This is a genomic window from Runella sp. R5_40, from assembly GCF_057652295.1.
Map to the genome: position 1 here is coordinate 1 of NZ_JBYFCH010000042.1, position 21,268 is coordinate 21,268.

At 45.6% G+C, this 21,268-nt stretch carries 18 protein-coding genes; 9 read left to right on the forward strand and 9 right to left on the reverse strand.

Annotated elements, in window-relative coordinates:
- The first annotated feature begins 199 nt into the window (after nucleotides 1-199).
- Both fbaA and AC23N5_RS30745 read left to right on the forward strand, forming a co-directional pair.
- Nucleotides 200-1,279: a class II fructose-bisphosphate aldolase gene (gene fbaA, locus AC23N5_RS30740; RefSeq protein ID WP_028527004.1), complete on the forward strand. Its 1,080-nt coding sequence runs from the start codon at nucleotides 200-202 to the stop codon at nucleotides 1,277-1,279.
- 90 nt (nucleotides 1,280-1,369) lie between these two features.
- Nucleotides 1,370-2,452, forward strand: a complete 1,083-nt coding sequence (locus AC23N5_RS30745; protein WP_183974048.1) for a hypothetical protein — start codon at nucleotides 1,370-1,372, stop codon at nucleotides 2,450-2,452.
- A 286-nt stretch (nucleotides 2,453-2,738) separates the two neighbouring features.
- Here the strand turns inward: AC23N5_RS30745 and AC23N5_RS30750 are convergent, their stop codons facing one another.
- The 5 genes from AC23N5_RS30750 to AC23N5_RS30770 all read right to left on the reverse strand — a co-directional run bounded on the left by AC23N5_RS30750 (nucleotide 2,739) and on the right by AC23N5_RS30770 (nucleotide 6,003).
- On the reverse strand, nucleotides 2,739-3,494 hold the full coding sequence (locus AC23N5_RS30750; protein ID WP_487758464.1) for a LytR/AlgR family response regulator transcription factor: 756 nt from the start codon (nucleotides 3,492-3,494) through the stop codon (nucleotides 2,739-2,741).
- A gap of 30 nt (nucleotides 3,495-3,524) precedes the next feature.
- Nucleotides 3,525-4,559 (reverse strand): sensor histidine kinase, encoded by a 1,035-nt coding sequence (locus AC23N5_RS30755; RefSeq protein WP_487758465.1) that lies wholly within the window; start codon nucleotides 4,557-4,559, stop codon nucleotides 3,525-3,527.
- A gap of 192 nt (nucleotides 4,560-4,751) precedes the next feature.
- On the reverse strand, nucleotides 4,752-5,144 hold the full coding sequence (locus AC23N5_RS30760) for a T9SS type A sorting domain-containing protein (RefSeq protein ID WP_487758466.1): 393 nt from the start codon (nucleotides 5,142-5,144) through the stop codon (nucleotides 4,752-4,754).
- 44 nt (nucleotides 5,145-5,188) lie between these two features.
- Nucleotides 5,189-5,599, reverse strand: a complete 411-nt coding sequence (locus AC23N5_RS30765) for a T9SS type A sorting domain-containing protein (protein WP_183974040.1) — start codon at nucleotides 5,597-5,599, stop codon at nucleotides 5,189-5,191.
- A 20-nt stretch (nucleotides 5,600-5,619) separates the two neighbouring features.
- Nucleotides 5,620-6,003, reverse strand: a complete 384-nt coding sequence (locus AC23N5_RS30770; protein WP_028527006.1) for a T9SS type A sorting domain-containing protein — start codon at nucleotides 6,001-6,003, stop codon at nucleotides 5,620-5,622.
- A 674-nt stretch (nucleotides 6,004-6,677) separates the two neighbouring features.
- Here AC23N5_RS30770 and mnmA point away from each other — a divergent pair.
- Nucleotides 6,678-7,784, forward strand: coding sequence for a tRNA 2-thiouridine(34) synthase MnmA (mnmA, locus tag AC23N5_RS30775; RefSeq protein WP_183974038.1), 1,107 nt, complete (start codon nucleotides 6,678-6,680; stop codon nucleotides 7,782-7,784).
- Nucleotides 7,785-7,882: 98 nt separating this feature from the next.
- Here the strand turns inward: mnmA and AC23N5_RS30780 are convergent, their stop codons facing one another.
- From AC23N5_RS30780 to AC23N5_RS30790, 3 genes are all read right to left on the reverse strand, one after another.
- Complete coding sequence (locus AC23N5_RS30780) at nucleotides 7,883-8,263, reverse strand: hypothetical protein (RefSeq protein WP_183974036.1); 381 nt, start codon at nucleotides 8,261-8,263, stop codon at nucleotides 7,883-7,885.
- 180 nt (nucleotides 8,264-8,443) lie between these two features.
- Complete coding sequence (locus tag AC23N5_RS30785) at nucleotides 8,444-9,313, reverse strand: alpha/beta hydrolase (protein ID WP_487758467.1); 870 nt, start codon at nucleotides 9,311-9,313, stop codon at nucleotides 8,444-8,446.
- A gap of 76 nt (nucleotides 9,314-9,389) precedes the next feature.
- Nucleotides 9,390-10,664, reverse strand: coding sequence for an anthranilate phosphoribosyltransferase (locus AC23N5_RS30790; RefSeq protein ID WP_487758468.1), 1,275 nt, complete (start codon nucleotides 10,662-10,664; stop codon nucleotides 9,390-9,392).
- A 513-nt stretch (nucleotides 10,665-11,177) separates the two neighbouring features.
- Between AC23N5_RS30790 and AC23N5_RS30795 the strand changes: the two genes are divergently transcribed.
- From AC23N5_RS30795 to AC23N5_RS30815, 5 genes are all read left to right on the forward strand, one after another.
- Nucleotides 11,178-12,722 (forward strand): alginate export family protein, encoded by a 1,545-nt coding sequence (locus tag AC23N5_RS30795; protein ID WP_487758469.1) that lies wholly within the window; start codon nucleotides 11,178-11,180, stop codon nucleotides 12,720-12,722.
- Nucleotides 12,723-12,759: 37 nt separating this feature from the next.
- Nucleotides 12,760-13,965: a CmpA/NrtA family ABC transporter substrate-binding protein gene (locus tag AC23N5_RS30800; RefSeq protein WP_487758470.1), complete on the forward strand. Its 1,206-nt coding sequence runs from the start codon at nucleotides 12,760-12,762 to the stop codon at nucleotides 13,963-13,965.
- 7 nt (nucleotides 13,966-13,972) lie between these two features.
- Entirely contained in the window at nucleotides 13,973-14,755 is a 783-nt protein-coding gene (gene ntrB / locus AC23N5_RS30805; protein WP_487758471.1) for a nitrate ABC transporter permease, read from the forward strand.
- A gap of 35 nt (nucleotides 14,756-14,790) precedes the next feature.
- Entirely contained in the window at nucleotides 14,791-15,648 is an 858-nt protein-coding gene (locus tag AC23N5_RS30810; protein WP_487758472.1) for an ABC transporter ATP-binding protein, read from the forward strand.
- Between the two features lie 364 nt (nucleotides 15,649-16,012).
- Nucleotides 16,013-17,317 (forward strand): NarK family nitrate/nitrite MFS transporter, encoded by a 1,305-nt coding sequence (locus AC23N5_RS30815; RefSeq protein ID WP_487758473.1) that lies wholly within the window; start codon nucleotides 16,013-16,015, stop codon nucleotides 17,315-17,317.
- A 199-nt stretch (nucleotides 17,318-17,516) separates the two neighbouring features.
- Here the strand turns inward: AC23N5_RS30815 and AC23N5_RS30820 are convergent, their stop codons facing one another.
- Nucleotides 17,517-17,651, reverse strand: coding sequence for a hypothetical protein (locus tag AC23N5_RS30820; protein WP_487758474.1), 135 nt, complete (start codon nucleotides 17,649-17,651; stop codon nucleotides 17,517-17,519).
- A gap of 47 nt (nucleotides 17,652-17,698) precedes the next feature.
- On the opposite strand from AC23N5_RS30820, the gene AC23N5_RS30825 reads away from it, so the two are divergent.
- Nucleotides 17,699-21,211 carry a molybdopterin-dependent oxidoreductase gene (locus AC23N5_RS30825; RefSeq protein ID WP_487758475.1) on the forward strand — a complete coding sequence of 1,171 codons (3,513 nt, stop codon included), beginning with the start codon at nucleotides 17,699-17,701 and terminating at the stop codon, nucleotides 21,209-21,211.
- The last annotated feature ends 57 nt before the right edge of the window (nucleotides 21,212-21,268 follow it).

The window sequence follows — 21,268 nt, forward strand, 5'->3', positions numbered from 1 at the left end:
CGAAAAAAAGCAGGTTGGAATGACCATTACCTGCTCAATATCATCAAAAATAACCATTAGTAAGTGCGTTTAACCTGTAAATGAAGCCCTACATCAGGGTTTTTCGTTAAAATTTCCCTATTTTGCATCGCTAACACTCGTTAGTCGGGAAACCCACCGTAAAAATTAAACATTTCCTTTAAAAAAGATTATTTTTCCTATGAGCGAAACTTCAAGCCTCTTCAAAGCGGGCGTCGTAACAGGAGATGGTGTGAGCGAACTTTTTCGTCATGCCAACCAAAATGACTACGCCCTTCCTGCTGTCAACGTAGTAGGCACCAACTCCATCAATGCAGTTCTTGAAACAGCGAAAAAAGTAAACTCGCCTGTCATCGTCCAATTCTCAAACGGCGGTGGGATTTTCTACGCAGGAAAGAGCATTTCAAACGCGAACCAACAAGCTGCCATTGCGGGCTCAATCTCAGGTGCAATGCACGTTCACCAAATGGCTGAGTTGTATGGTGTTCCAGTAATTTTGCACACCGACCACTGCGCAAAAAAATTACTTCCTTGGATTGACGGTTTGTTGGATGCAGGCGAAAAATATTTTGACCAACATGGTAAGCCGTTGTTTAGCTCACACATGATTGACTTGTCAGAAGAGCCTATCGAAGAAAACATCGAAATCTGCTCGAAATATTTTGAGCGTATGTCAAAACTTGGAATGACGCTTGAAATCGAACTAGGCGTAACAGGTGGCGAAGAAGATGGCGTGGATAACACCGACGTAGATAGCTCAAAACTATACACTCAGCCTTCGGAAGTAGCGTATGCGTACGAAGAATTGAGCAAAATTTCGGACAAATTTACCATTGCAGCCGCTTTCGGAAACGTACACGGCGTGTATAAGCCAGGTAACGTGAAATTGGCTCCAATTATCTTGAAAAATTCTCAAGACTATATCCAAGAAAAATTCGGAACAGGACCACTTCCAGTAAACTTCGTATTCCACGGAGGTTCGGGAAGTAGCCGCGAGGAAATCCGTGAGGCGATCCAATACGGCGCTATCAAGATGAACATTGACACCGATATGCAGTGGTCAACTTGGGAAGGTGTCTTGAAATATTACAAGTCAAAAGAAGGATACTTGCAGTCACAGTTGGGTAACCCAGAAGGCTCAGATTCTCCGAACAAAAAATATTATGACCCACGCGTATGGCTTCGTAAAGGCGAAGAAAGCATGGTTGACCGCCTTGCAGTTGCTTTTGAAGACCTAAATTGCATCAACCGTTTGGGATAATTTCGGCGTGATTTTTGCACTAGAAAAGCGGTGAAAATTTTATTTTCACCGCTTTTTCATTTTACCCCTTTTTTCATTTATTTTTAGTGCATGAACGACGCCATACTTCAGTACTACCTACCCCATCAGCTCTCGCCCAAACGCCTCGACCGCTACCTCGCGTCAGGCTGGTTTCGGACTGTAAATATGCTATTTAGAGCAAAGGTAACGTGCTTCGATAACGATATATGCTCCCCCATCAATATCCGTATCAACCTTGCGGAACATGAGCATTCGAAGCGCATGAGAAAATTACTGAATAAGAACGGAAAGCTTTTTCGGCACGAAATTCGCAAGGCGACCATTACCCGCGAAAAAGAAGAACTATTCCACCAACACCAGCGTCGGTTTAGAAGTTTTTTGAGTAATTCTTTGGAAGAATTTTTGGTGCTTACACCTCGCTTCGAAACCTACGAAATCGACGTTTATGACGATGATCGACTGATTGCCATCAGCTACTTTGACCAAGGCCACAACAGCCTGATGAGTCTGCTGGGGCTGTTTGACCCAGGTTATTCTTCGTACAGTTTGGGGATTTATACCATGCTTCTCGAAATGGAATATGCCAAATCAACCGAGCGCCAGTGGTACTACCCTGGTTACGTTCACGAACGGCCTTCTATTTACGATTATAAACTTCGAATCGGAAAACCTGAAATTTACGATTGGCAAAGCCGCCGCTGGCTTCGCCACATCGACCCGCATAAACTTCCCAACTGGGCCGACCACATCAAGAACCGTACTTACGCGCTTGAACACGCCCTGCAAATGGTAGAAATTAGTTTCCAACGCAAAGTTTATCTTTTCTTTGGTTGGCACTATTTCAACTCTCTCTACGAACAACTGTTCCACTGCCCACTCATGCTTGTCCTATCTGACGGGCGCGTGGTGGCTTACGACGTAGAACGCGACCAGTACGTGTGCGCCAAATTGGAGATTTATGTACCATTCCGCGATATTCAAATGACATTGGCTCCCGATTTTGACGTAGCAGTTCACCACACGGACGTCATGCGGGTTGTCGAATTTACCTATCGTACTGCAAGTGCCAACGACATGGTGAATTACATTTGGAAAACTACTTATCCGCAACAAGAGATTAGCTGGTGGATCAAATCAAAATTAATGAACTAGCAGCCTTTCCAAGTTTCTACTCCAACGCTAACAAAACTTGGAAAGGCTCTGTACTCAAACAAACCTTTCCAAGTTTCTACTCCGACGCAAACAAAACTTGGAAAGGCTCTGTACTCAAACAAACCTTTCCAAGTTTCTACTCCGACGCTAACAAAACTTGGAAAGGCTCTCTACTCAAACGAGATTTTCCAAGTTTCTACTCCGACGCTAACAAAACTTGGAAAGGCTCTATTCAAACAAACCTTTCCAAGTTTCTACTCCAACGCAAACAAAACTTGGAAAGGCTTCAGGCATCTAGCCATTTTTTAAAATTCTCTGCTTTTTCGCGGCTCACGTAGATTTCATCATCATCACGGTGGCGAAGTTTGATTTTTAAACGCCCATTAAAATGTGGCTCAATGCGCTCAATGGCCGAAATTTGGCTCAAATACTTCCGATTAAGCCGAAAAAACTGCTTCGGATTTAGCTTTTGTTCCAATTCATCCAGTGTATCGTCCACAAAGTATTTCTTTTGCTCTTTGGTTACCAAAAACACCACTTTGTCTTCGGCGTACAAATACGCCACTTCGGGCACTTCTACCACGTCGAATCGTGCACCTGCTTTCAGCAAAAAACGCGACTTCCAGTCGGTGCGTTGGCTCAACATCGCCTCTAATACCTTCCCAATTTTGTCCTGAGAATTGGCCGATTGCTGCTGATGAAACTTCTCAAAAGCAGCCTCCAATTCATCCTTCTCAATCGGTTTTAACAAATAATCGACGCTATTTACCTTAAACGCTCGAATGGCATATTCGTCATAAGCCGTCGTAAAAATGATGGGAGCCGTAACATCGACCTGTTGAAATAACTCAAACGACAGGCCGTCGGCGAGTTGAATATCCATTAAAATCAGGTCGGGCTGCGGGTTTTCGTTCAACCATTTTGCCGCAGTTCGCACACTTTCCAGTTTAGCCAAAATAACCGCTTGGGGTTCGATAGACTTAACAAGTGCTTCCAATCGCTTGGCTGCCAAAGGCTCATCTTCTAAAATAACAATGTTCATTGCTGAAGAATGTTTATGTTTTTCCGCTGGTTACGAGTTACCAGAGGCACTACAAAAAGGAATACTTACTTCAAAAAAGTCAGCGGTTTCTTTCACCTCAACAGGCGCAGTCGTAACGAGCTTATAGCGACTTTTCAGGTTGCTTAGTCCAATGCCCGTTGATTCCAAAAATTGCTTGTTTTTGGGCTGAAACGTATTTCGAACCACTACACGGTCACCATCGACAAACAACGAAATGGTCAAAGGCTTTTCGCTTGAACATTCATTGTGTTTCAACGCATTTTCCACCAACGTCAACAGCCCTTGGGTGACAATCGACCGTGTTTTATCTGTTTTATCAACTGACAAGTCATACTGTAAATTTTCCCCAAAACGCATTTTATGAATAAACAAATATGCCTCCACGATTTTAAGCTCCGTTCCCAGCTCTACCGTCACGCGGTCGTTGTTTTGTAAATTGTAGCGAAACACTTTAGAAAGCCTTTCGACCAAATTTACCGCATTTTCGGGGTCTTCGGGAATAAGTGCACTCAGGATGTTGAGCGAATTAAACAAAAAATGGGGATTTACCTGATTTTTGAGGGCATCATATTCCGCCCTCAGCAGCGCCTGATTGAGCTGTTCTTGTTGAAGTAGCGATTTTTTCCAGCGGTCGGTCAGCTGCTGAATCACATATACCGACGTAAACGCAATGGTCATCAACACGTACGTCAGGCCGCTTGAGACATAGACGCGGGCGGGAAATACCTCCTTTTTTACCAATTGAATAATGATTAACACCAACGTACTGATGATTGTTGCCACCAGCACACATACCAGCACATACGCGCCCAGCATCCGCTGCACGGGCCAGTTGGCCGCTCGGCGCATCAACAAAGGCATCAAATATTCTTGGATACGACTAATCGTCAGGGCTGATGCAAAAATAAGTAGTGTCCACGTCCAGTTTACCTCACCCGTTTTGAGGTTTGTATTCAAGAGTAAAATCAACGCTGCCGAAATCGACCAGCTAATAGCGTCCGTTCGGTTAATGGCAAACTTCATCGGTGTTTTTCTCCCATTCATAAAAGCCAAAGTAAAGGAATTATTTAGTATCAAAACTACAACATTCCGTAAATTGTACCACACACATATCCGACGGGTCGTCGTAGATGTGGTGTGAACTGTCTGAACCAAGGAGTCAACAAAAAAACGGGTGATACTAAGTAGGAAACCTACTCAGCATCACCCGATGCGCACACTTAACACTCCTATTTGTTACTGAACCGTCACTTTCCGTTCGATTTCAATTTTTTTGGACACTACATTCAATTGCTTTACTACCCGATTTTCGCCCGACTCAATTTCCAAATTATACACCCCATCCGACAACTCATTGATGTTGAATTTGGCCGAGTAATTCATCTCGTTTTTGGCTACTGTTTGTTTAAAAAGCACATCACCATTGGCATCTTTAAGCGTCAAAAATACCTTTGCGGGTGCGTTTTTTCGGATGGCCACTTTAATTTTGGCGTCGTTTGTCACGTATGCACTGCTTTCAAAAGCAGCTTCGGGACGAGTGGTTGTTTTTTCTTCTTTTGTAGGGTGAGCAAAAGCTACCGTAGAAGTAAGCGCCAAAGCGCAAGCAATTGATTTGATGAACGTTTTCATGGTTTGACTGTTTTAAATTGGCTGTGATTATGAAAGAAAAAAAATTAATTTACTGAAATAACGCGTTCGGTCTCCGACTTTGGTGAAGTCAAATGGAGGTGTTTGACAACGCGGTCTTGGTTGGTGGCAATTTCGAGCTTGTAATTACCGTCTGACAAGTCATTTACGTTAATTTTAGCGGCGTACGACATTTCGTTTTGGGTGATTGTTTCACGGTACAAAATGACGTTTTTAGCATCCCGTAGTGTAATATATACGCGCTCTGGCGCATTTTTTTTCACGGCCAAGCGTATGGCCGCATCCTTCGTTACAAACGCACTGGTTTCAAAAGTCACTCCTGTTCGGTTGTCCGACACCCGACTAACTTTTTTTTCCCCGACCCTTGGACCTGCAAAAGCCACAGTAGATGCTGTCAGGAGGAGCCCCCCTAAAAAAATGTTTGATAAGAATTTCATGGCAGTGGATTAAATGGCTGTTACTTATTGAGTTTTACATTACGAACTGCCTCTTGTTTGGCAGACTGGATTGACACTTTTTTCTGGATTTTGTCTTTCCCTGAAGTTACTTCTAAGGTGTATTCACCTTCTTCGAGCTGACTTACGTCAAAACGCGCATCGTACTTTTCTGACTTTTTGCTCATTACATCTTCGTGCAAGATGTTTTGTTTGGCGTCGCGGAGGGTAATGACGGCTTTTTCGCCCTGTCCTTTACGCACCGCCATCTGAATCTTGGCTTCTTTTGTAGTAAATACGCCGATTTGAATCGGTTTCGCTTTTTTATCTTCTGTTGGATCAGAAGCAAAAGTGGCAGTTGAACCAAGCGCTAAAGCGCAAACGAGAGTTGTTACGAAAGTTTTCATGGTTTTGGAAATTTAAAATTGGCTGTGTTGTGTATGATTAAATTTTGATTTTCAATGGCTGTTTGTCTTATTGACGTTACAAAGATGCTTGTTTTATTTAGTACCTTGCAATACAAAGTACACAAGCGGTACTTAAAAAGGATGGGTGGCAAATGCCTGTTTTGTTATGTACTAAGGGAAATTTGAGTGAATGAGTTACTTGTCTTCATGGCTGTAAAAAAAAATCTTAATGGCTGTTGTTAAATACTGTCTATCGTTCAAAAGGTTACATCGCTGTTGTAATTATTTACTTTCAAAGGTTGTGCCAGCTATTTACCTAAACTCAAGTCGCTCATTTTCAGATGTTTATATTTTTTGAGCGATTTTAAATTTGTCCGTTTCCGAACAGTTTAAATTACAATAGCGGACATTTCACTTGGTTATACATTTTCAAAGAACCGTTTAAATCATAAACGCACTCTAATGATGCAAATGTATAACGGAAGGTTGCATCCAAGAATAAAAATGTGTTAAATCATCCTTTTCGGGGGATGAAACGTTTAAAATATCTTACAAGTCGTCCGAAAAAGAACTTTAACCCACCTACCTTCGTTACGGATTTCATGGCTATTTTTGTAGCATCAATTATTTTTTCAACTAATTCGGCGGACTTTGAATCCGTTTAGAAACGACACATGAGCAAACACGGACGTATTTTGGTCGCCATGAGTGGCGGCATCGACAGCTCTCTTGCATCTGTCTTATTACACGAACAAGGCTACGAAGTAATTGGCATGACCATGAAAACGTGGGACTATGCCAGCAGCGGAGGCACCAAAAAAGAAACGGGCTGCTGCTCGCTCGATTCCATCAACGACGCCCGCACCATTGCCGTCGAACTCGGCTTTCCTCATTACATATTAGATATTCGTAACGAATTTGGTGATTATGTCATCGACCACTTTACGGGCGAATATTTGGAAGGACGCACGCCCAACCCATGCGTGTTGTGTAACACCCACATCAAATGGGATGCACTCTTACGCCGCGCCGACCGCCTCGACTGTGAGTTTATTGCCACGGGCCACTATGCCAACCTGCGCGAAGAAAACAATCGCTTTGTGGTATCAAAAGGCATCGACGCTTGGAAAGACCAGAGTTATGTGCTTTGGGGGGTATCGCAGGAAAGCTTGGCACGTACGAAGTTGCCTTTGGGAAACTTGCACAAAAGCGAAATCCGTGAAATGGCCAAAGAACGTGGTTTCATGGATTTGGTGAATAAATCGGAAAGTTACGAAATCTGTTTTGTGCCCGATAACGATTACCGTGGTTTCCTCAAACGCCGCTTACCCGAACTCGAAGGACAAGTAGCGGGTGGAAATTACGTACTCCAAGACGGAAGTGTTGTGGGCAAACACGAAGGGTATCCTTTTTATACCATCGGACAACGCAAAGGCTTAGGCATCGCTTTGGGTTATCCCGTTTTTGTGACCGAAATTCGTAAAGAAACCAATGAAGTGGTTCTTGGGCGCGATAAAGAACTGGAGCGTAACGGGATGTTTGTCTCAAAACTGAACCTCCAAAAATACGCGCGTATTGAATCGCCCATCGAAACCATCACGAAAGTTCGTTATAAACACGACGGCGCTCCTGCCCTCATTACCCAAGTCGAAGACGACCGCATCAAGGTGCGTTTCCACGAATCAGTAAGCGCCATCGCTCCAGGACAAGCGGCCGTTTTCTACGAAGGCGACGACGTGGTAGGCGGAGGCTGGATCAGTAAAAGCTTCAAAGAAGAATAATTTTTAATGTCGAGTATAGAGTGCAGAATGTCGAATGGAACCTACTCGACATTCTGCATTCTGCACTCGACATTCGACACTCTCCCCTCGACCTTCTCCTAAAGTACTGCCTTTTTTAGCTCCTCTCCTAGTTGTTTCATTTTTCGTAGTGAGGTTGCAGAGTTTTTTCGTTTGTCAAATTTGATTCTCAACTTCCCTGGAGATGATTTGATGTGAAAAAACATCCCATTCCCAGGGTTAATGTCGCCGTCTATTTCGGCATTAACAAATGACATCCCCGACGGGTCAAGGCATTTATCCAAACACTTTTGAACGTTCCTTGCTTTGTCTTTGGGATAATCCGCTGATACTTTATAGACATTGTCCGAGTCGCTCACACTGATACTTATATTGTCACCATTGGCTTCTTTTACAAAATAAGGAAGACTCGCAATCCCTACGATAATACAAAATGTGGCAAAAAAGACGGTTGTTTTCATAGCATTACTTTTTAAACGTGATGGATGGTTGTTAATTTACCCACGAATATATGCTATGAAAGATACTTTGCAATACATAGTACCTTGCTGTGATAAAATATTTTTATAAACGGCACTAAACACGGATAAACGGAAACAAAAAATCCCTCGGCTTTGACTGAGGGATTTTTTGTTTTTTGATTAATATTGATGGAAAGCATCCGAAATAAAGCCTAGCACTTCGGGCAGGGCACGGCGCCAATACGTCCAAGTATGTCCTCCGTCATGGATACGAAACTCGTGCGGAATCTCTTTTTTCTTCATCGCGATGTGTACCAACGAGTTACCTTCATAAAGAAAATCATCGTCGCCACAGTCGATATACCAACGTACCGCCTTTTTCTTATCATCTGGCACAGCGTTGATAAGCTCCAGCACACTTTGGCGTTTGTAATACGCTTCCACTTCCGCATCGGTGTATTCAACCTCGGGTTTTGCGCGTTTTAAAGTGGCCTTGGTCATTTCCAAATTCATCGGGCCTGTAGCAGCACTCAAAGGGCAGGCCGATGAAAAAAGTTCGGGACGGCGAAGCGCATAGGTAAACGTACCTCCTCCCCCCATCGACAAGCCAGCAACCGCTCTAAAACGCTTTTCGGGTTTGGTTCGGTAGTTCTTTTCAATGTACGGCATCAATTCTTGAAAGAAAAAATCTTCGTACCGCCATTCGTTTTTAGGGTCATTGGCGTAGCCGCGTTGCCCCGTATTGGCATCTGGCATCACAATAATCATCGGCGTGGCTTTGCCTTCAGTAAATGCTTTGTCGGCAATGTGCTGCACTTCACCAAATTGCACCCAGCCCGTTTGGTCATCGCCAGCTCCATGGAGCAAATACAACACAGGATAGCTCCGCTGAGAGGCTTCGTAATTGGGAGGAAGATAAATGGCAAACTTGCGGTCGCTTTTGAGGATTTTACTCGGCAAACTCAGGTTGTCATAGACTTTTGACTGCGCAACAACTCCCTGCCCTGCCAACAGCAAAGCAATGGCAATCATGCAAAAGGCTTTTTTCATTTTCATTCAAGAGTTAAGTGATTGGTTTATCCCAAAAGACACTTTTCCTCTTATTTATACCCTTTGTGCACTTTATTCAATACCCAATCTGATTTTCAATCCAGTCAAGTCCACGCATATACAAGGTTTTGGCATAATTGACACGGTTATCAAAATCGTGGTAATCGGTGCGGCCATTGTGCAAATACTTCCGAATCAGCGTAGCATTCACTTCGGCCGTGGGGTTTGCAACGACATCATCGGCTTCCGTACGGAACTGCGCAAACATCGGAAAATCGTGCTCCAAGTGCGTAAAAAACAAATGTCCATTGGCATTTCTTACGGCACACAGCAAGCCATTGGCTTTGGACGTGGCAGGGGCAAGGCTTCCTTCCAACCCACGTTTAAGCACCATTACGCCGTCAAAACCTGCCATCAACGCCAACTCGGCCATTTTCATTTGGTAAGTAATATGAAACACCGACGTCACCAATATACGAGCACCGCAAGGATTTAATACCTTTTCGAGGGTAGCCAAAAACGGGCGTTTTACGGCCGTCCGACGGCGTTCAACCCAACCATCAAGGGCGGGAGAAAGCAATTTTTGGTCGAGTACCCAGCCATAAGTAGGGTTCATTTCGAGCAACTCGTGGTTGTCGGCCAGCAACCAACTTCCCATGTATAAATATAAATCGTGGGAATTAAGTCCATATTTTGGTCCCGACGACCGCCCAAGTGCCGTAACGGCGTTGTAATTACGTTCTTGGAAAAAATAGGCCAACAGCGGCGTAATCATGTACGAATGTTCCACGCCATCGAAGGGTTCGGCCAGTTGTACAATGGGAAATTTGGTTTTAACGTGCCGCTGAAAACCAGGCGTAAAGGTAGTTTTCACGGCATCGTACAACCCTTCGTACTCATCGTTTGTCTCGTACCGCACCCGAAGAATACTGACGGCCATTCCTTTAAAAGTTTCACAGCAATCGCTCGTAAACAAAAAATCTCCCAACTGATGCGCTTCTGACACCTGTAGTGAGTGCCCATTGAGGAGTTTCACGCCAATCGGAAACAATTGGGGAGGCAAATCGGGACACAGTCGGTTTAGAAAAAAGACAGGGTTACTAAACGCGTGTTTGCCTATGTATTCTTCTAACTTTAACTCTACTTCGGTCGGGCCTTTCATCATCAGTGCGCCAAAAAAGATGCCTTTTTGTAGATGACTAGCTGCCCCTCGGTGAAGCTCGGCCAAACACTCTTCCACCAATTCGGCAGAGAGTGATTTACTTCCATGTTTTCCTATCCCTACTTGGCGAATTCCTTTCGCAAGGGGTGTATCTATATTGTATTTTAAGGCGAAATCTGTTGCTGTCACAATTACTTATAAATTACTTAGTTTAAAAACTAACATTATCAAATATCACAATTTATTATTTTCAAATAGTACTTTTTCAAAGAAACTTTTTGAAAATATAAAGAACTTTTGGCTTTTTACTCAAAAAACGAAACTAAAATTTGGCAGTTATACAAATTGAGCCTAGCTTTAAGTAAAATTTTTAAGCAAGCACAAATAACAAATATTATTTTGCTTAAATCGAGTAGTAAATGTATAAACTTTTTTGATAATCTTTTTTTTACAAACGATATTTTTCACAAGTGGTTTTTTAGCGAATTGACGCTAAAAAAAAAAACAAAAAAAGGACAAATTGAATTTTTTTAAGAATATTAGTAATCACCCACCTCACTAACATTGGATGCTCTTACGTGAACTTATAACGGCGTTGGCGGACGCTCGTGGTAAGGAAAAAGAAAAACCCCGCAGAATGGCGGTTCTGACGGGGCTATTGGTAGTTCTAAATTAGGGATTAACTTAAAACGTTACAAAATTATGAAAAAATTGTTACACGTCCAATCGTGCAGCGTACTTCTTTTTGCTCTACTGGTAAGTAGAATTACTCATTCTCAAATCTCTCTTCAAGGCCAATTACGAACCCGTACCGAAGTACGTGACGGCCTGGGAAACCTTGCTAAAATCGGCGCAAAGCCCGCCGTTTTCACCTCCCAACGAACCAGTTTGAACTTCGGCTACAAGTGGGATCGGCTTACGTTTGGCATGAACGTACGGGATGTACGCGTCTGGGGACAAGACGCGGCGTCTATCAACAACGCCGATGGTTCTAAGCTGTTTGTCCACGAAGCGTGGGCCGAAATTGTACTGGCCAACATCGCCGACACCACCATTAAGTTTAAGGCATTCGACAACCTTTCCCTCAAAGTAGGCCGTCAGGAGTTAATCTACGACGATGTGCGTTTGATTGGCAACCTCGACTGGCTTCAGCAAGGTCGCCGATTTGACATGGCGCTACTGAAAGCCATGAAAAAAGGCTGGCAAATCGACCTTGGCGTTGCTTTCAACCAAAATTCAGACGCCTTTGGTCGAGCAGGCACGTTTTATACCGCTGGCAATGCACCTACCACTGTTGCCAATTCCAAAGGGGCGTACGTCACCATTCCTTCCGACTTCTTACCCACTTCGGGCAAAGGAGGCGCTCCCGTATTGGCCTCCCCGCTCAGCACCAACGGGCAAAATCAAATGTTCAAATCAATGCAGATGCTTTACTTGAGCCGCAAATTTGGACAGACAAAATTTTCGGGATTGGTCTTCAAAGATGATTTCCAAAAGTACCGTATAGACAGCCTCGGTAGCACTGCCAACGGCGTAGTCTATGGCCGCCGCTACGACGTAGAAGGCACCAACAGCCGCCTTACCTACGGGGCGATGCTTACGGGGCTCGTGGGCAATGCGTCCTCGAAACTAGGGAAAATAGCCTGGCAAGCCTTTGCGTATAAACAAGGTGGTAAAAACCGCGACGGGCAAGAACTCAGCTCGTATCATTATGGGGCTAACTTTAGTGTCCAAAAAGGCAAATTCTCGTTTGGCCCTGGTTATGAAGTACTTTCGGGCAACAATACCGTTTCGCCTGATGGTAAAGACCATCGCTTCGATCCATTGTATGGCACTCCACACCGCCATTGGGGCTACATGGATTACTTCTACGTAGGCACAGGGGCTGCCGCGGGTGGTTTGGCCAATGCCTTCGTAAAAACCAAATACGTCGCCAATCCAAACCTCTATTTTAATCTCGACTTCCACAATTTTGCCTTGGCCAATGACATGAAAAATGGCCTAGACGCCTCGGGGGGAAAAATTGCGCGCCAGTTGGGCAATGAATTTGATTTTATTATCAATTATAACCTCAACAAATTCACCAACATCGAGTTGGGGTATTCGCACTTGAGTGGCACCAATAGCCTCGAATATGCCAAATTGGGCACGATGGACAAAAGCAAACACAGCGCTAACTGGGCGTACTTGATGCTGAACATCCGCCCTGACTTCTTCTATACCAAACCCGTGGCTATCAAGCAATAAACTCAACCGCTTTAGTCCATTTTAACTATCTAAATCAATGAAAGTAAGTTATAAATTTCTCCTTGCTGCCTGTGCAGCCGTGGTTCTCATTGCGGGCATGTCGATGCGCAAAGCAGCACTTCCCCAAGTCAAATTAGGCTTTATTCCCCTCACCGACTGCGCACCTTTGGTCGCTGCCAAAGAACTAGGTCTTTTCCAAAAATACGGCGTTGATGTTGTTTTGACCAAAGAAGCTTCTTGGGCCAATATCCGCGACAAAGTTCTCAATGGCGAGCTCGACGGCGCTCATTGCCTTTTTGGAATGCCTTTCTCGGTTTATACGGGAGTAGGTGGTAAAGCAGGCTCCGAAATGCAAATTGCGATGGTACTCAACAACAACGGCCAAGCCATTACCCTTTCCAAAGATTTTTGTGGACTTGTAGGCTACAAAGAAGTGGGCAAAGTAAACGCTGCCGTGAAGCAAGTGCAAGGCCGTAAAGAAGTGACTTTTGCCATGACTTTCCCAGGAGGGACGCACGACATTTGGCTTCGCAACTGGATGGCGGCGGCGGGTATTAACCAAAAGAGTGTAGGTATCATCACGATACCGCCGCCACAAATGGTCGCCAATATGCGCGTCGATAACATGGAAGGCTACTGCGTGGGCGAACCTTGGAACGGCGTGGCAGCATCCCAAAACATCGGTTTTACCCAAATAGCGTCGCAAGATATTTGGAAACACCATCCCGAAAAAGCACTGGTTGTCAACAAAGCATTTGCGGCCCAAGAACGCGAAAACCTCAAAAACGTCATGAAGGCGATTCTCGAAGCCTGTCAATGGCTCGACAACATAGGCAACCGCAAAAAAGCAGCGGGTTGGCTCTCAAAACCCTATTATGTAAACGCAGCTCTGCCTGTTATTGAAGCGCGCCTGCTCGGTTCGAGCGATTTAGGTTGCGACTTAGGGGTTGCCAAATACAAAGAAGATTACATGACTTTTTACAACAAAGGCTACGTAAACACCCCGCGCAAATCGCACGGCATGTGGTTTATGGCGCAGTATGTGCGGTTTGGGTACCTCAAATCTAACCCTGATTTTAAAGGAATTGCAGAAAAACTCATCCTCGACGACCTGTTTGCAGAAGTTGCTCGCGAAGCCAAAGTACCCATCATGACCGACGATATGAAACCTTTCAAAACCACCTACGATGTGTCGTTTGACCCAAGCAATGTCGGTGCGTATTTAGCTTCAACGAAAAAATAGTTCCCCCATGAAAAAACTACTCAATTTTCAAACCTACTTGCCGCTACTGTTCGGCCTAGGTAGCACAGTGCTTTTAGTGGGTGCTTGGTGGACGGTATCATTACTGACCAACAACGAAATCCCAAATCCATTGTCCACTTGGACGGTTTTCAGCGAAATGCTCGCTACGCCTTTTTACGATTACGGCCCCAACGACAAAGGCATTGGAAATCAGCTTTTCAGCTCTCTCATTCGCGTATTTAGCGGTTTTGGTGCAGGGAGTCTGTTGGCTATTCCACTTGGGCTGCTGATTGGTTCGAGCAAAACGGCTTTTCGTCTCATCAATCCCATTGTTCAAATCCTCCGTCCTGTTTCGCCCTTGGCTTGGTTTCCGTTGGGGCTATTGGCCTTCAAAGCTGCCGAGGGAGCCACCGTTTTCATCATTTTTGTAACAAGCCTTTGGCCCACTTTAATCAATACGGCCTTTGGCGTGGCCTCCATCCCCCAAGACCATAAAAACGTGGCAAAAGCGTTCGGATTTTCTCGTTGGAAGTACATCGTCAAAGTCATCACCCCCTACGCTTTACCCCACATTATCACGGGTTTACGCCTCAGCATTGGGGTAGCTTGGATGGTGATTGTGGCAGGCGAAATGCTCTCGGGGGGCGTTGGCATTGGCTTTTTTGTTTGGGATAGCTGGAACGCCCTCAGCCTTGAGAAAATCTTGTCGGCGATTCTTATCATTGGCACCGTCGGGTTATTGCTCGACAAAGGATTCGATTGGCTCCAAAAACGCTTCGCTTTTTCCTAGTCCAACCCAAGTTAAGTTCAGAAACTACTACCAACATGACTTCCAACCCAACCATTGCCCCCATAGATTCGGCGAGTGAGTTTCATAAAATTCAGTCGCGCCCTGCTTCCATTGAAGTAAAGGACATAACCGTTTCGTTCAAAACCCCCAAAGGTATTTTCACGGCCATCAAGAACATTGACCTCACCATCAAAAAAGGCGAAATCGTGGCGCTGATTGGCCACTCTGGCTGCGGAAAATCTACCTTAATGGGAACCATTTCGGGCATGACAGCCCCTACCAGCGGGCAGGTTATCGCCAACGGCGCAGTGGTCAAAGGCCCAGGCCCCGACCGTGGTATTGTCTTTCAAAACTACTCACTTCTTCCTTGGCTGACGGTTTATAAAAACATTTACGAAGCTGTGGACTCCGTTTTTAAAGACAAAACAGCCGCCGAGAAGCGCGAAATCGTTGAGGAAAACCTCAAAATGGTCAACCTTTGGGCGCACAAAGACAAACTCCCAGGACAGCTATCGGGAGGAATGAAACAACGCGTAGCCATCGCACGTGCCTTTGCCATTAATCCTAGTATTCTATTACTTGACGAGCCCTTTGGGGCGTTGGATGCTCTCACCAAAGGGTCGATGCACATCGAACTTTTGAAACTTTGGAACTTGGACAATCGCAACAAAACGATTGTAATGGTAACGCACGACATCGAAGAAGCTATTTTCTTGTCTGACCGCGTGGTGGTGATGAACAACGGCCCCGAAGCCACCATCAAAGAAATTGTGGAGATTCCCTTACCGCGCCCGCGCAACAAAAAGGAGATTGTCCACGACCCAATTTACATGGAAACCCATGACAAATTAATGAGTTTGCTCTTCGACAAGTTTTCAATTGAAGATGAATAAGTGGTTGCATTTTTGCTCAGTTGGGTGTCCAACTGAGCAAAAGTCAAAAATAACAAATACCCATATTTAAGTTTAAAATTACTCATTTTTAATATCAAATTTTGTTATTTTACAGAAATTTAGTATAATATTTTAAAGAATATTGAGTATTTTATGAAAATTACCTATTTTTAACTTTGAGCATAATTACTTATTTTGTATGTTTGATGTACCAAATCGGTGCAGCGTGGCGGCGCTCAACCGATGCAGGTAGCACAATCTTTAACGAAACTCGTTGAACGAGGAGTCGTTATTGGATGTACCCTATTGCATCGCTTCAGGCCTTACGCTGGTTTCATGTTCTACTTTTAACCAACAAAGCGCAATGAGCCAGCTTATTTCCAATCAGCCTCTTTCCAAACTCCACATTTTCAGTACCAAAGGGGTACAAATGCGTACCTTTCACATTACTTGGCTTACCTTTTTTGTCTGTTTCTTCGGCTGGTTCGGTTTAGCACCGCTCATGCCTGCCATTCGGGCAGACTTAGGTTTGAGCAAACCCCAAGTCGGAAACACCATCATTGCGGCCGTATCGGCCACTATCTTTGCCCGACTTATCATCGGAAAACTTTGCGATAGTTGGGGGCCTCGCAAAACCTACACGACCCTCCTCCTCATTGGTGCTTTGCCCGTGATGTTGGTAGGCTTAGCCCACGACTACACCACGTTTTTGTTGTTTCGTTTGGCCATTGGAGTTATTGGCGCTTCGTTTGTCATTACGCAATTTCACACTTCGGCCATGTTTGCCCCCAACATCAAAGGCACGGCCAATGCCGTAGCAGGCGGCTGGGGAAACCTTGGCGGCGGAATCACCCAATTGGCCATGCCCCTCATCATGGCGACCATCGTTGGGTTTGGTTTTGTCAAAGCCGATGCTTGGCGCTTAGCAATGATTGTCCCTGGCGTACTGATGCTTTTTATGGCTTTTATTTACTGCAAATATACCAAAGACACGCCTGCGGGCAACTACGACGAAATCAACCGCACTACCACTACCAAATCGGAGGTGAGTTTTTGGAAAGCCTGTTCCGATGTTCGCGTTTGGGCTTTGGCGCTGGCCTATGCGTGTTGCTTTGGCATGGAAATCACGTTCGACGGCGTAGCAGCGCTCTATTTCTTTGATAATTTCAAGATGGAAGAAACGGAAGCAGGTTTTTGGGCGATGTTGTTTGGGTTTATGAACATTTTTGCCCGTGCCGTTGGAGGCATTGTAGCAGATAAAGTCGGTCAAAAATACGGGATGCGCGGTAAAGGTGTTCTTTTAGCCTCCATGCTTCTTTTAGAAGGACTGGGAATTTTATTGTTTGCTCAAGCAGGCAACCTGACCATGGCGGTTGTATCGATGCTCGGCTTTGCCATGTTTTTGAAAATGGCTAACGGCGGCACTTATGCGATTGTCCCCTTCGTCAATCCCAAAGCAGTAGGCGTCATTTCGGGCGTGGTAGGGGCAGGAGGCAACGTTGGTGGAATGTTGATGGGCTTTTTATTTAAGTCCCAGTCGATTACCTACGGACAAGCATTTATGTACATTGGCGGCCTAGTGGCTACCGTGGGCTTGCTGCTTTTCCTAGTCAATTTTGGCAAAACCATCACCATCGAGCAGCCTGAAGCAGAATTACAAACGGCGTAGGATATGGTTCGTTGGTGTCTTAAAATCAATTTTATTCAAAAGTCATGACCAGAACGATTATCAACGAAGGCAACAATTTCAAAACTATCGTTCATCATGGGCGAAGAAGTTGGGAAATTCGTTTACGAACTGCTTCGTGAGACGAAGTAGCTCCACTATCAAGTTGCTGAAGGCTTTTATCAACCAACTGCTTTTGCGTTTACGATAAAGCATCCCACCAGTCTTCCTGAACCGTAAGGCGAAGAAAGTAAGCACGTACATTTTCTAAGATGACTTCATCTTCGGTATTGACTACCAGCCGATGTAATTCATTTTTTAATTCTAGAACTGACATATTGAACACATTTTTAACAAATATAGCCGTTTAACCCAAATTTTCAAATGGTAGAAATCCACAAAACCACTTGTTGTTACTGCGGGGTAGGCTGCGGGGTATTGGTCAAAAAAAACCGCGACGGACGCATTTCGGTAGAAGGTGACCCCGAGCATCCTTCCAGCAAAGGAATGCTTTGTTCGAAGGGCATGAACTTGCACTACACCGTCATGGATACAAGCGACCGCTTGCTCTATCCACAAATGCGCTGGAATCGGCAAGCGGCGCTACAACGAGTGACGTGGGACACAGCCCTTGAGCGGGCAGCGGCCGTTTTTAAGACATTTATTGATAAATACGGCCCCGATTCCGTTGGTTTTTACGCATCGGGGCAATGCCTGACGGAAGAATATTACGTGGTAAATAAGCTCATCAAAGGCTTTATTGGCTCCAACAACTTAGACACCAACTCGCGCTTGTGTATGTCATCGGCGGTGGTTGGGTATAAAATGGCTTTGGGAGAAGATTCGGTTCCGTGCAGCTACGAGGACATCGAGCTCGCCGATTGTTTCTTGGTGGCAGGAGCCAATCCTGCCTGGAACCACCCCATCGTTTTTCGCCGCATGGAAGCCCACAAGGCCGCCAATCCGCGCGTCAAGTTCATCGTCGTTGACCCACGCCGTACCGATACCGCACGCATGGCTGACTTGCACCTACAGGTCAAGCCTGGCACCGACGTAGTGTTGCTCAACGCCATCGCCAAAGGACTGATTTCTAGGGGATACATTGATGAACATTTTATAAAAAACCATACCGAAGGCTTTGATAGTTTTCGGGTAAAAGTGGCCGAACGCGACATGCGCGAAGCCGCCAAAATCTGCGGTATTAGCCTCCACGATATTCACCAAGCCGTCGAATACATCGGCAAATCCAAAGGCTTCATTTCGATGTGGGCGATGGGTTTTAATCAAAGTGTGATTGGGGTCAATAAAAACCTAGCGCTGCTCAATTTGCACCTCATCACGGGGCACATTGGCAAACTAGGGTCAGGGCCATTTTCGTTGACGGGTCAGCCAAATGCGATGGGAGGGAGAGAAGTAGGTGGGCTATCGAATCTCCTACCAGCCCACCGCAACTTGGCTGACCCACAGCACCGCCAAGAAGTCGCCGATTTTTGGGGAGTTCCTTCGCTCAACCCCAAACCAGGCTACACCGCCACCGAAATGTTTCAAGCCCTCAAAGACGGGCGTATGAAAGCGATTTGGATCATGTGCACCAATCCGCTGGTGAGTTTACCCAATGTTCAACTCGTGGAAGAAGCCCTCAAAGCGGCCAAATTTGTGGTAGTACAGGATGTTTCCAACCGCTCCGATACCCTTGCTTTTGCCGACTTAGTGCTTCCTGCGGCTGCTTGGGGTGAAAAAACGGGCACCATGACCAACTCCGAACGGCGGGTTTCGTACCTCAACAAATTCAACGAGCCCGTTGGCGAAGCCCTTCCCGACAGCGAAATCATTGTACGATTTGCCCACAAGATGGGGTTTGGAGCGGCATTTGATTACCCAAGCGCAGCCGATATTTACGACGAACACGTATCCCTCACCAAAGGCACAAACGTGGACATGAGCGGACTCTCGCACGAGCGGTTACGTACCCAAGGAACTCTCCAATGGCCAGTCCCTGCGCCTCAGTCGGAAGGCACGCCTCGGCTTTTTACCGATGGGCAGTTTTTTACCCCGTCTCGAAAAGCCCAAATCAAAACCATTCCCGACGATAATCAGTCGGAAGCGCTTAGTGACGACCTACCGCTGGTACTTACTACGGGGCGGATTCGCGACCAGTGGCACACCATGACCAAGACGGGACGGGTCAATAAACTCACGCAACACCTTCCCAAAGCATTTTTAGAAATACACCCTGCGGATGCAACCGAGCGAGGCATCAAAGAAGGCAACATCGTCGTCATCCAAAATGGCCGTGGAGAAGTTCAGGTACCTGCCAAAATCACCACTGACATTCGGCAAGGGGTTATTTTTTTGCCTATGCACTGGGGAAAAATTTTACAAAGCAACGCTGCCCGCGCCAACAACCTCACCAGCGACCTCATAGACCCGCTTTCAAAAGAACCTGATTTTAAATTTGCGGCGGTTCAAGTCACAAAATTTAGCAAACCAAAGGAAAAAATCATTGTGATTGGAGCGGGAGCGGCGGCATACAAATTTGTCACTGCCCACCGTCAGCACAACCTTACTGACGAAGTTCATGTCTTCAGCAAAGAACCCTTTGCTTTCTACAATCGCGTGATGTTGCCCGATTACATCAGTGGTGCCATGTCGTGGGATAAATTGCTCAAAATGCAAGACGACGAACGCGCGCTGGTGCATCTATACGAAGGGGTCAGCATTGAACAGATTGACCGTACAAAAAAAACAGTCACTGATTCTCAAGGAGATACCCATTCTTACGACCGTTTGATTATTGCGACTGGAAGTCGTTCGGCACTTCCTCGCGACTATGATACATCGTTGGCGGGGGTCTTTACCATGCGAACGCGCCAAGATGCCGATGGCCTTACCAACTATTTGAATGAACTTGTGCCAACTTCTGCTCCGCGCCACGTCGTGGTGGTAGGTGGTGGGTTATTGGGGTTAGAATTAGCCGCCTCATTGGGAGAAATTGGCGTCAAATCAACCGTTATTCACCGAGGGTCACGCCTTATGAATCGCCAACTGGATGGTACAGCTAGTTCGCTTCTGCACGAAGAACTCACAGACCGAGGCATTGATGTTTTTTACAATGACGAAGTAAAGTACATCACAGGCCAACAACGCGTGGAAGGTCTTCGCCTTACCTCAGGGCGCGTGTTGACCTGCGACGCCGTCATTCTGACCATTGGCACGACGCCCAATGTAGAAATTGCCCGCAAGTCGGGCCTCGACGTGCAGCGGGGGATTGTGGTCAATGCATACCTTCAAACCTCCGACCCAGCCGTATTTGCCATTGGTGAAGTGGCCGAATTTGAAGGGCAACTTTTTGGCATCACCGCTGCCGCCGAAGAACAAGCCGAGGCGCTTTGTGCTTACCTCAACGGCGACGTTCAAAGTTACTACCGCCCTACCCTATCCATGAATATCCTCAAAATGGAAGGGTTAGGCTTATGCTCACTCGGGATGACCGAAATCCCTGCCAATGGTGCAGGAGCCGATTTTGAAGAAGTTATTTTTTCAGATAAACAAAAACGTTTTTACAAAAAGTGCATCATTCAAGGGGATAAACTGGTGGGGGCTATTTTGTTTGGCGACAAATCAGAATTTACAGAATACAAAGCACTGATTCAGCACCAAACCGAACTTTCGGACAAGCGGCTAAAGCTGTTACGAAGTGGCAAAAGTGCCCCTGCTTTGAAAGGGAAAGTCGTATGTTCTTGCAACAACGTCGGCGATGGCAATATTCGAGAGGCGATTGTAGCGGGCTGCCATGATTTTCAATCGCTTTGCCAGCAAACAGGAGCAGGAACAGGCTGTGGCAGTTGTAAATTGGAAGTGAAGGCATTATTGGAGGATGTTTTGGTCAAAGCATAATTTTTTAGCAAGGATGAACTTTTCACCAATGCCGAAGGTTTTGCGGTAATTGCCTAA

Bases quoted from the DNA above. Each gene is read 5' to 3' on its own strand.
- fbaA (WP_028527004.1), top strand. From the start codon at position 200: ATGAGCGAAACTTCAAGCCTCTTCAAAGCGGGCGTCGTAACAGGAGAT.
- AC23N5_RS30745 (WP_183974048.1), top strand. From the start codon at position 1,370: ATGAACGACGCCATACTTCAGTACTACCTACCCCATCAGCTCTCGCCC.
- AC23N5_RS30750 (WP_487758464.1), bottom strand. From the start codon at position 3,494: ATGAACATTGTTATTTTAGAAGATGAGCCTTTGGCAGCCAAGCGATTG.
- AC23N5_RS30755 (WP_487758465.1), bottom strand. From the start codon at position 4,559: ATGAATGGGAGAAAAACACCGATGAAGTTTGCCATTAACCGAACGGAC.
- AC23N5_RS30760 (WP_487758466.1), bottom strand. From the start codon at position 5,144: ATGAAAACGTTCATCAAATCAATTGCTTGCGCTTTGGCGCTTACTTCT.
- AC23N5_RS30765 (WP_183974040.1), bottom strand. From the start codon at position 5,599: ATGAAATTCTTATCAAACATTTTTTTAGGGGGGCTCCTCCTGACAGCA.
- AC23N5_RS30770 (WP_028527006.1), bottom strand. From the start codon at position 6,003: ATGAAAACTTTCGTAACAACTCTCGTTTGCGCTTTAGCGCTTGGTTCA.
- mnmA (WP_183974038.1), top strand. From the start codon at position 6,678: ATGAGCAAACACGGACGTATTTTGGTCGCCATGAGTGGCGGCATCGAC.
- AC23N5_RS30780 (WP_183974036.1), bottom strand. From the start codon at position 8,263: ATGAAAACAACCGTCTTTTTTGCCACATTTTGTATTATCGTAGGGATT.
- AC23N5_RS30785 (WP_487758467.1), bottom strand. From the start codon at position 9,313: ATGAAAAAAGCCTTTTGCATGATTGCCATTGCTTTGCTGTTGGCAGGG.
- AC23N5_RS30795 (WP_487758469.1), top strand. From the start codon at position 11,178: ATGAAAAAATTGTTACACGTCCAATCGTGCAGCGTACTTCTTTTTGCT.
- AC23N5_RS30800 (WP_487758470.1), top strand. From the start codon at position 12,760: ATGAAAGTAAGTTATAAATTTCTCCTTGCTGCCTGTGCAGCCGTGGTT.
- ntrB (WP_487758471.1), top strand. From the start codon at position 13,973: ATGAAAAAACTACTCAATTTTCAAACCTACTTGCCGCTACTGTTCGGC.
- AC23N5_RS30810 (WP_487758472.1), top strand. From the start codon at position 14,791: ATGACTTCCAACCCAACCATTGCCCCCATAGATTCGGCGAGTGAGTTT.
- AC23N5_RS30815 (WP_487758473.1), top strand. From the start codon at position 16,013: ATGAGCCAGCTTATTTCCAATCAGCCTCTTTCCAAACTCCACATTTTC.
- AC23N5_RS30820 (WP_487758474.1), bottom strand. From the start codon at position 17,651: ATGTCAGTTCTAGAATTAAAAAATGAATTACATCGGCTGGTAGTCAAT.
- AC23N5_RS30825 (WP_487758475.1), top strand. From the start codon at position 17,699: ATGGTAGAAATCCACAAAACCACTTGTTGTTACTGCGGGGTAGGCTGC.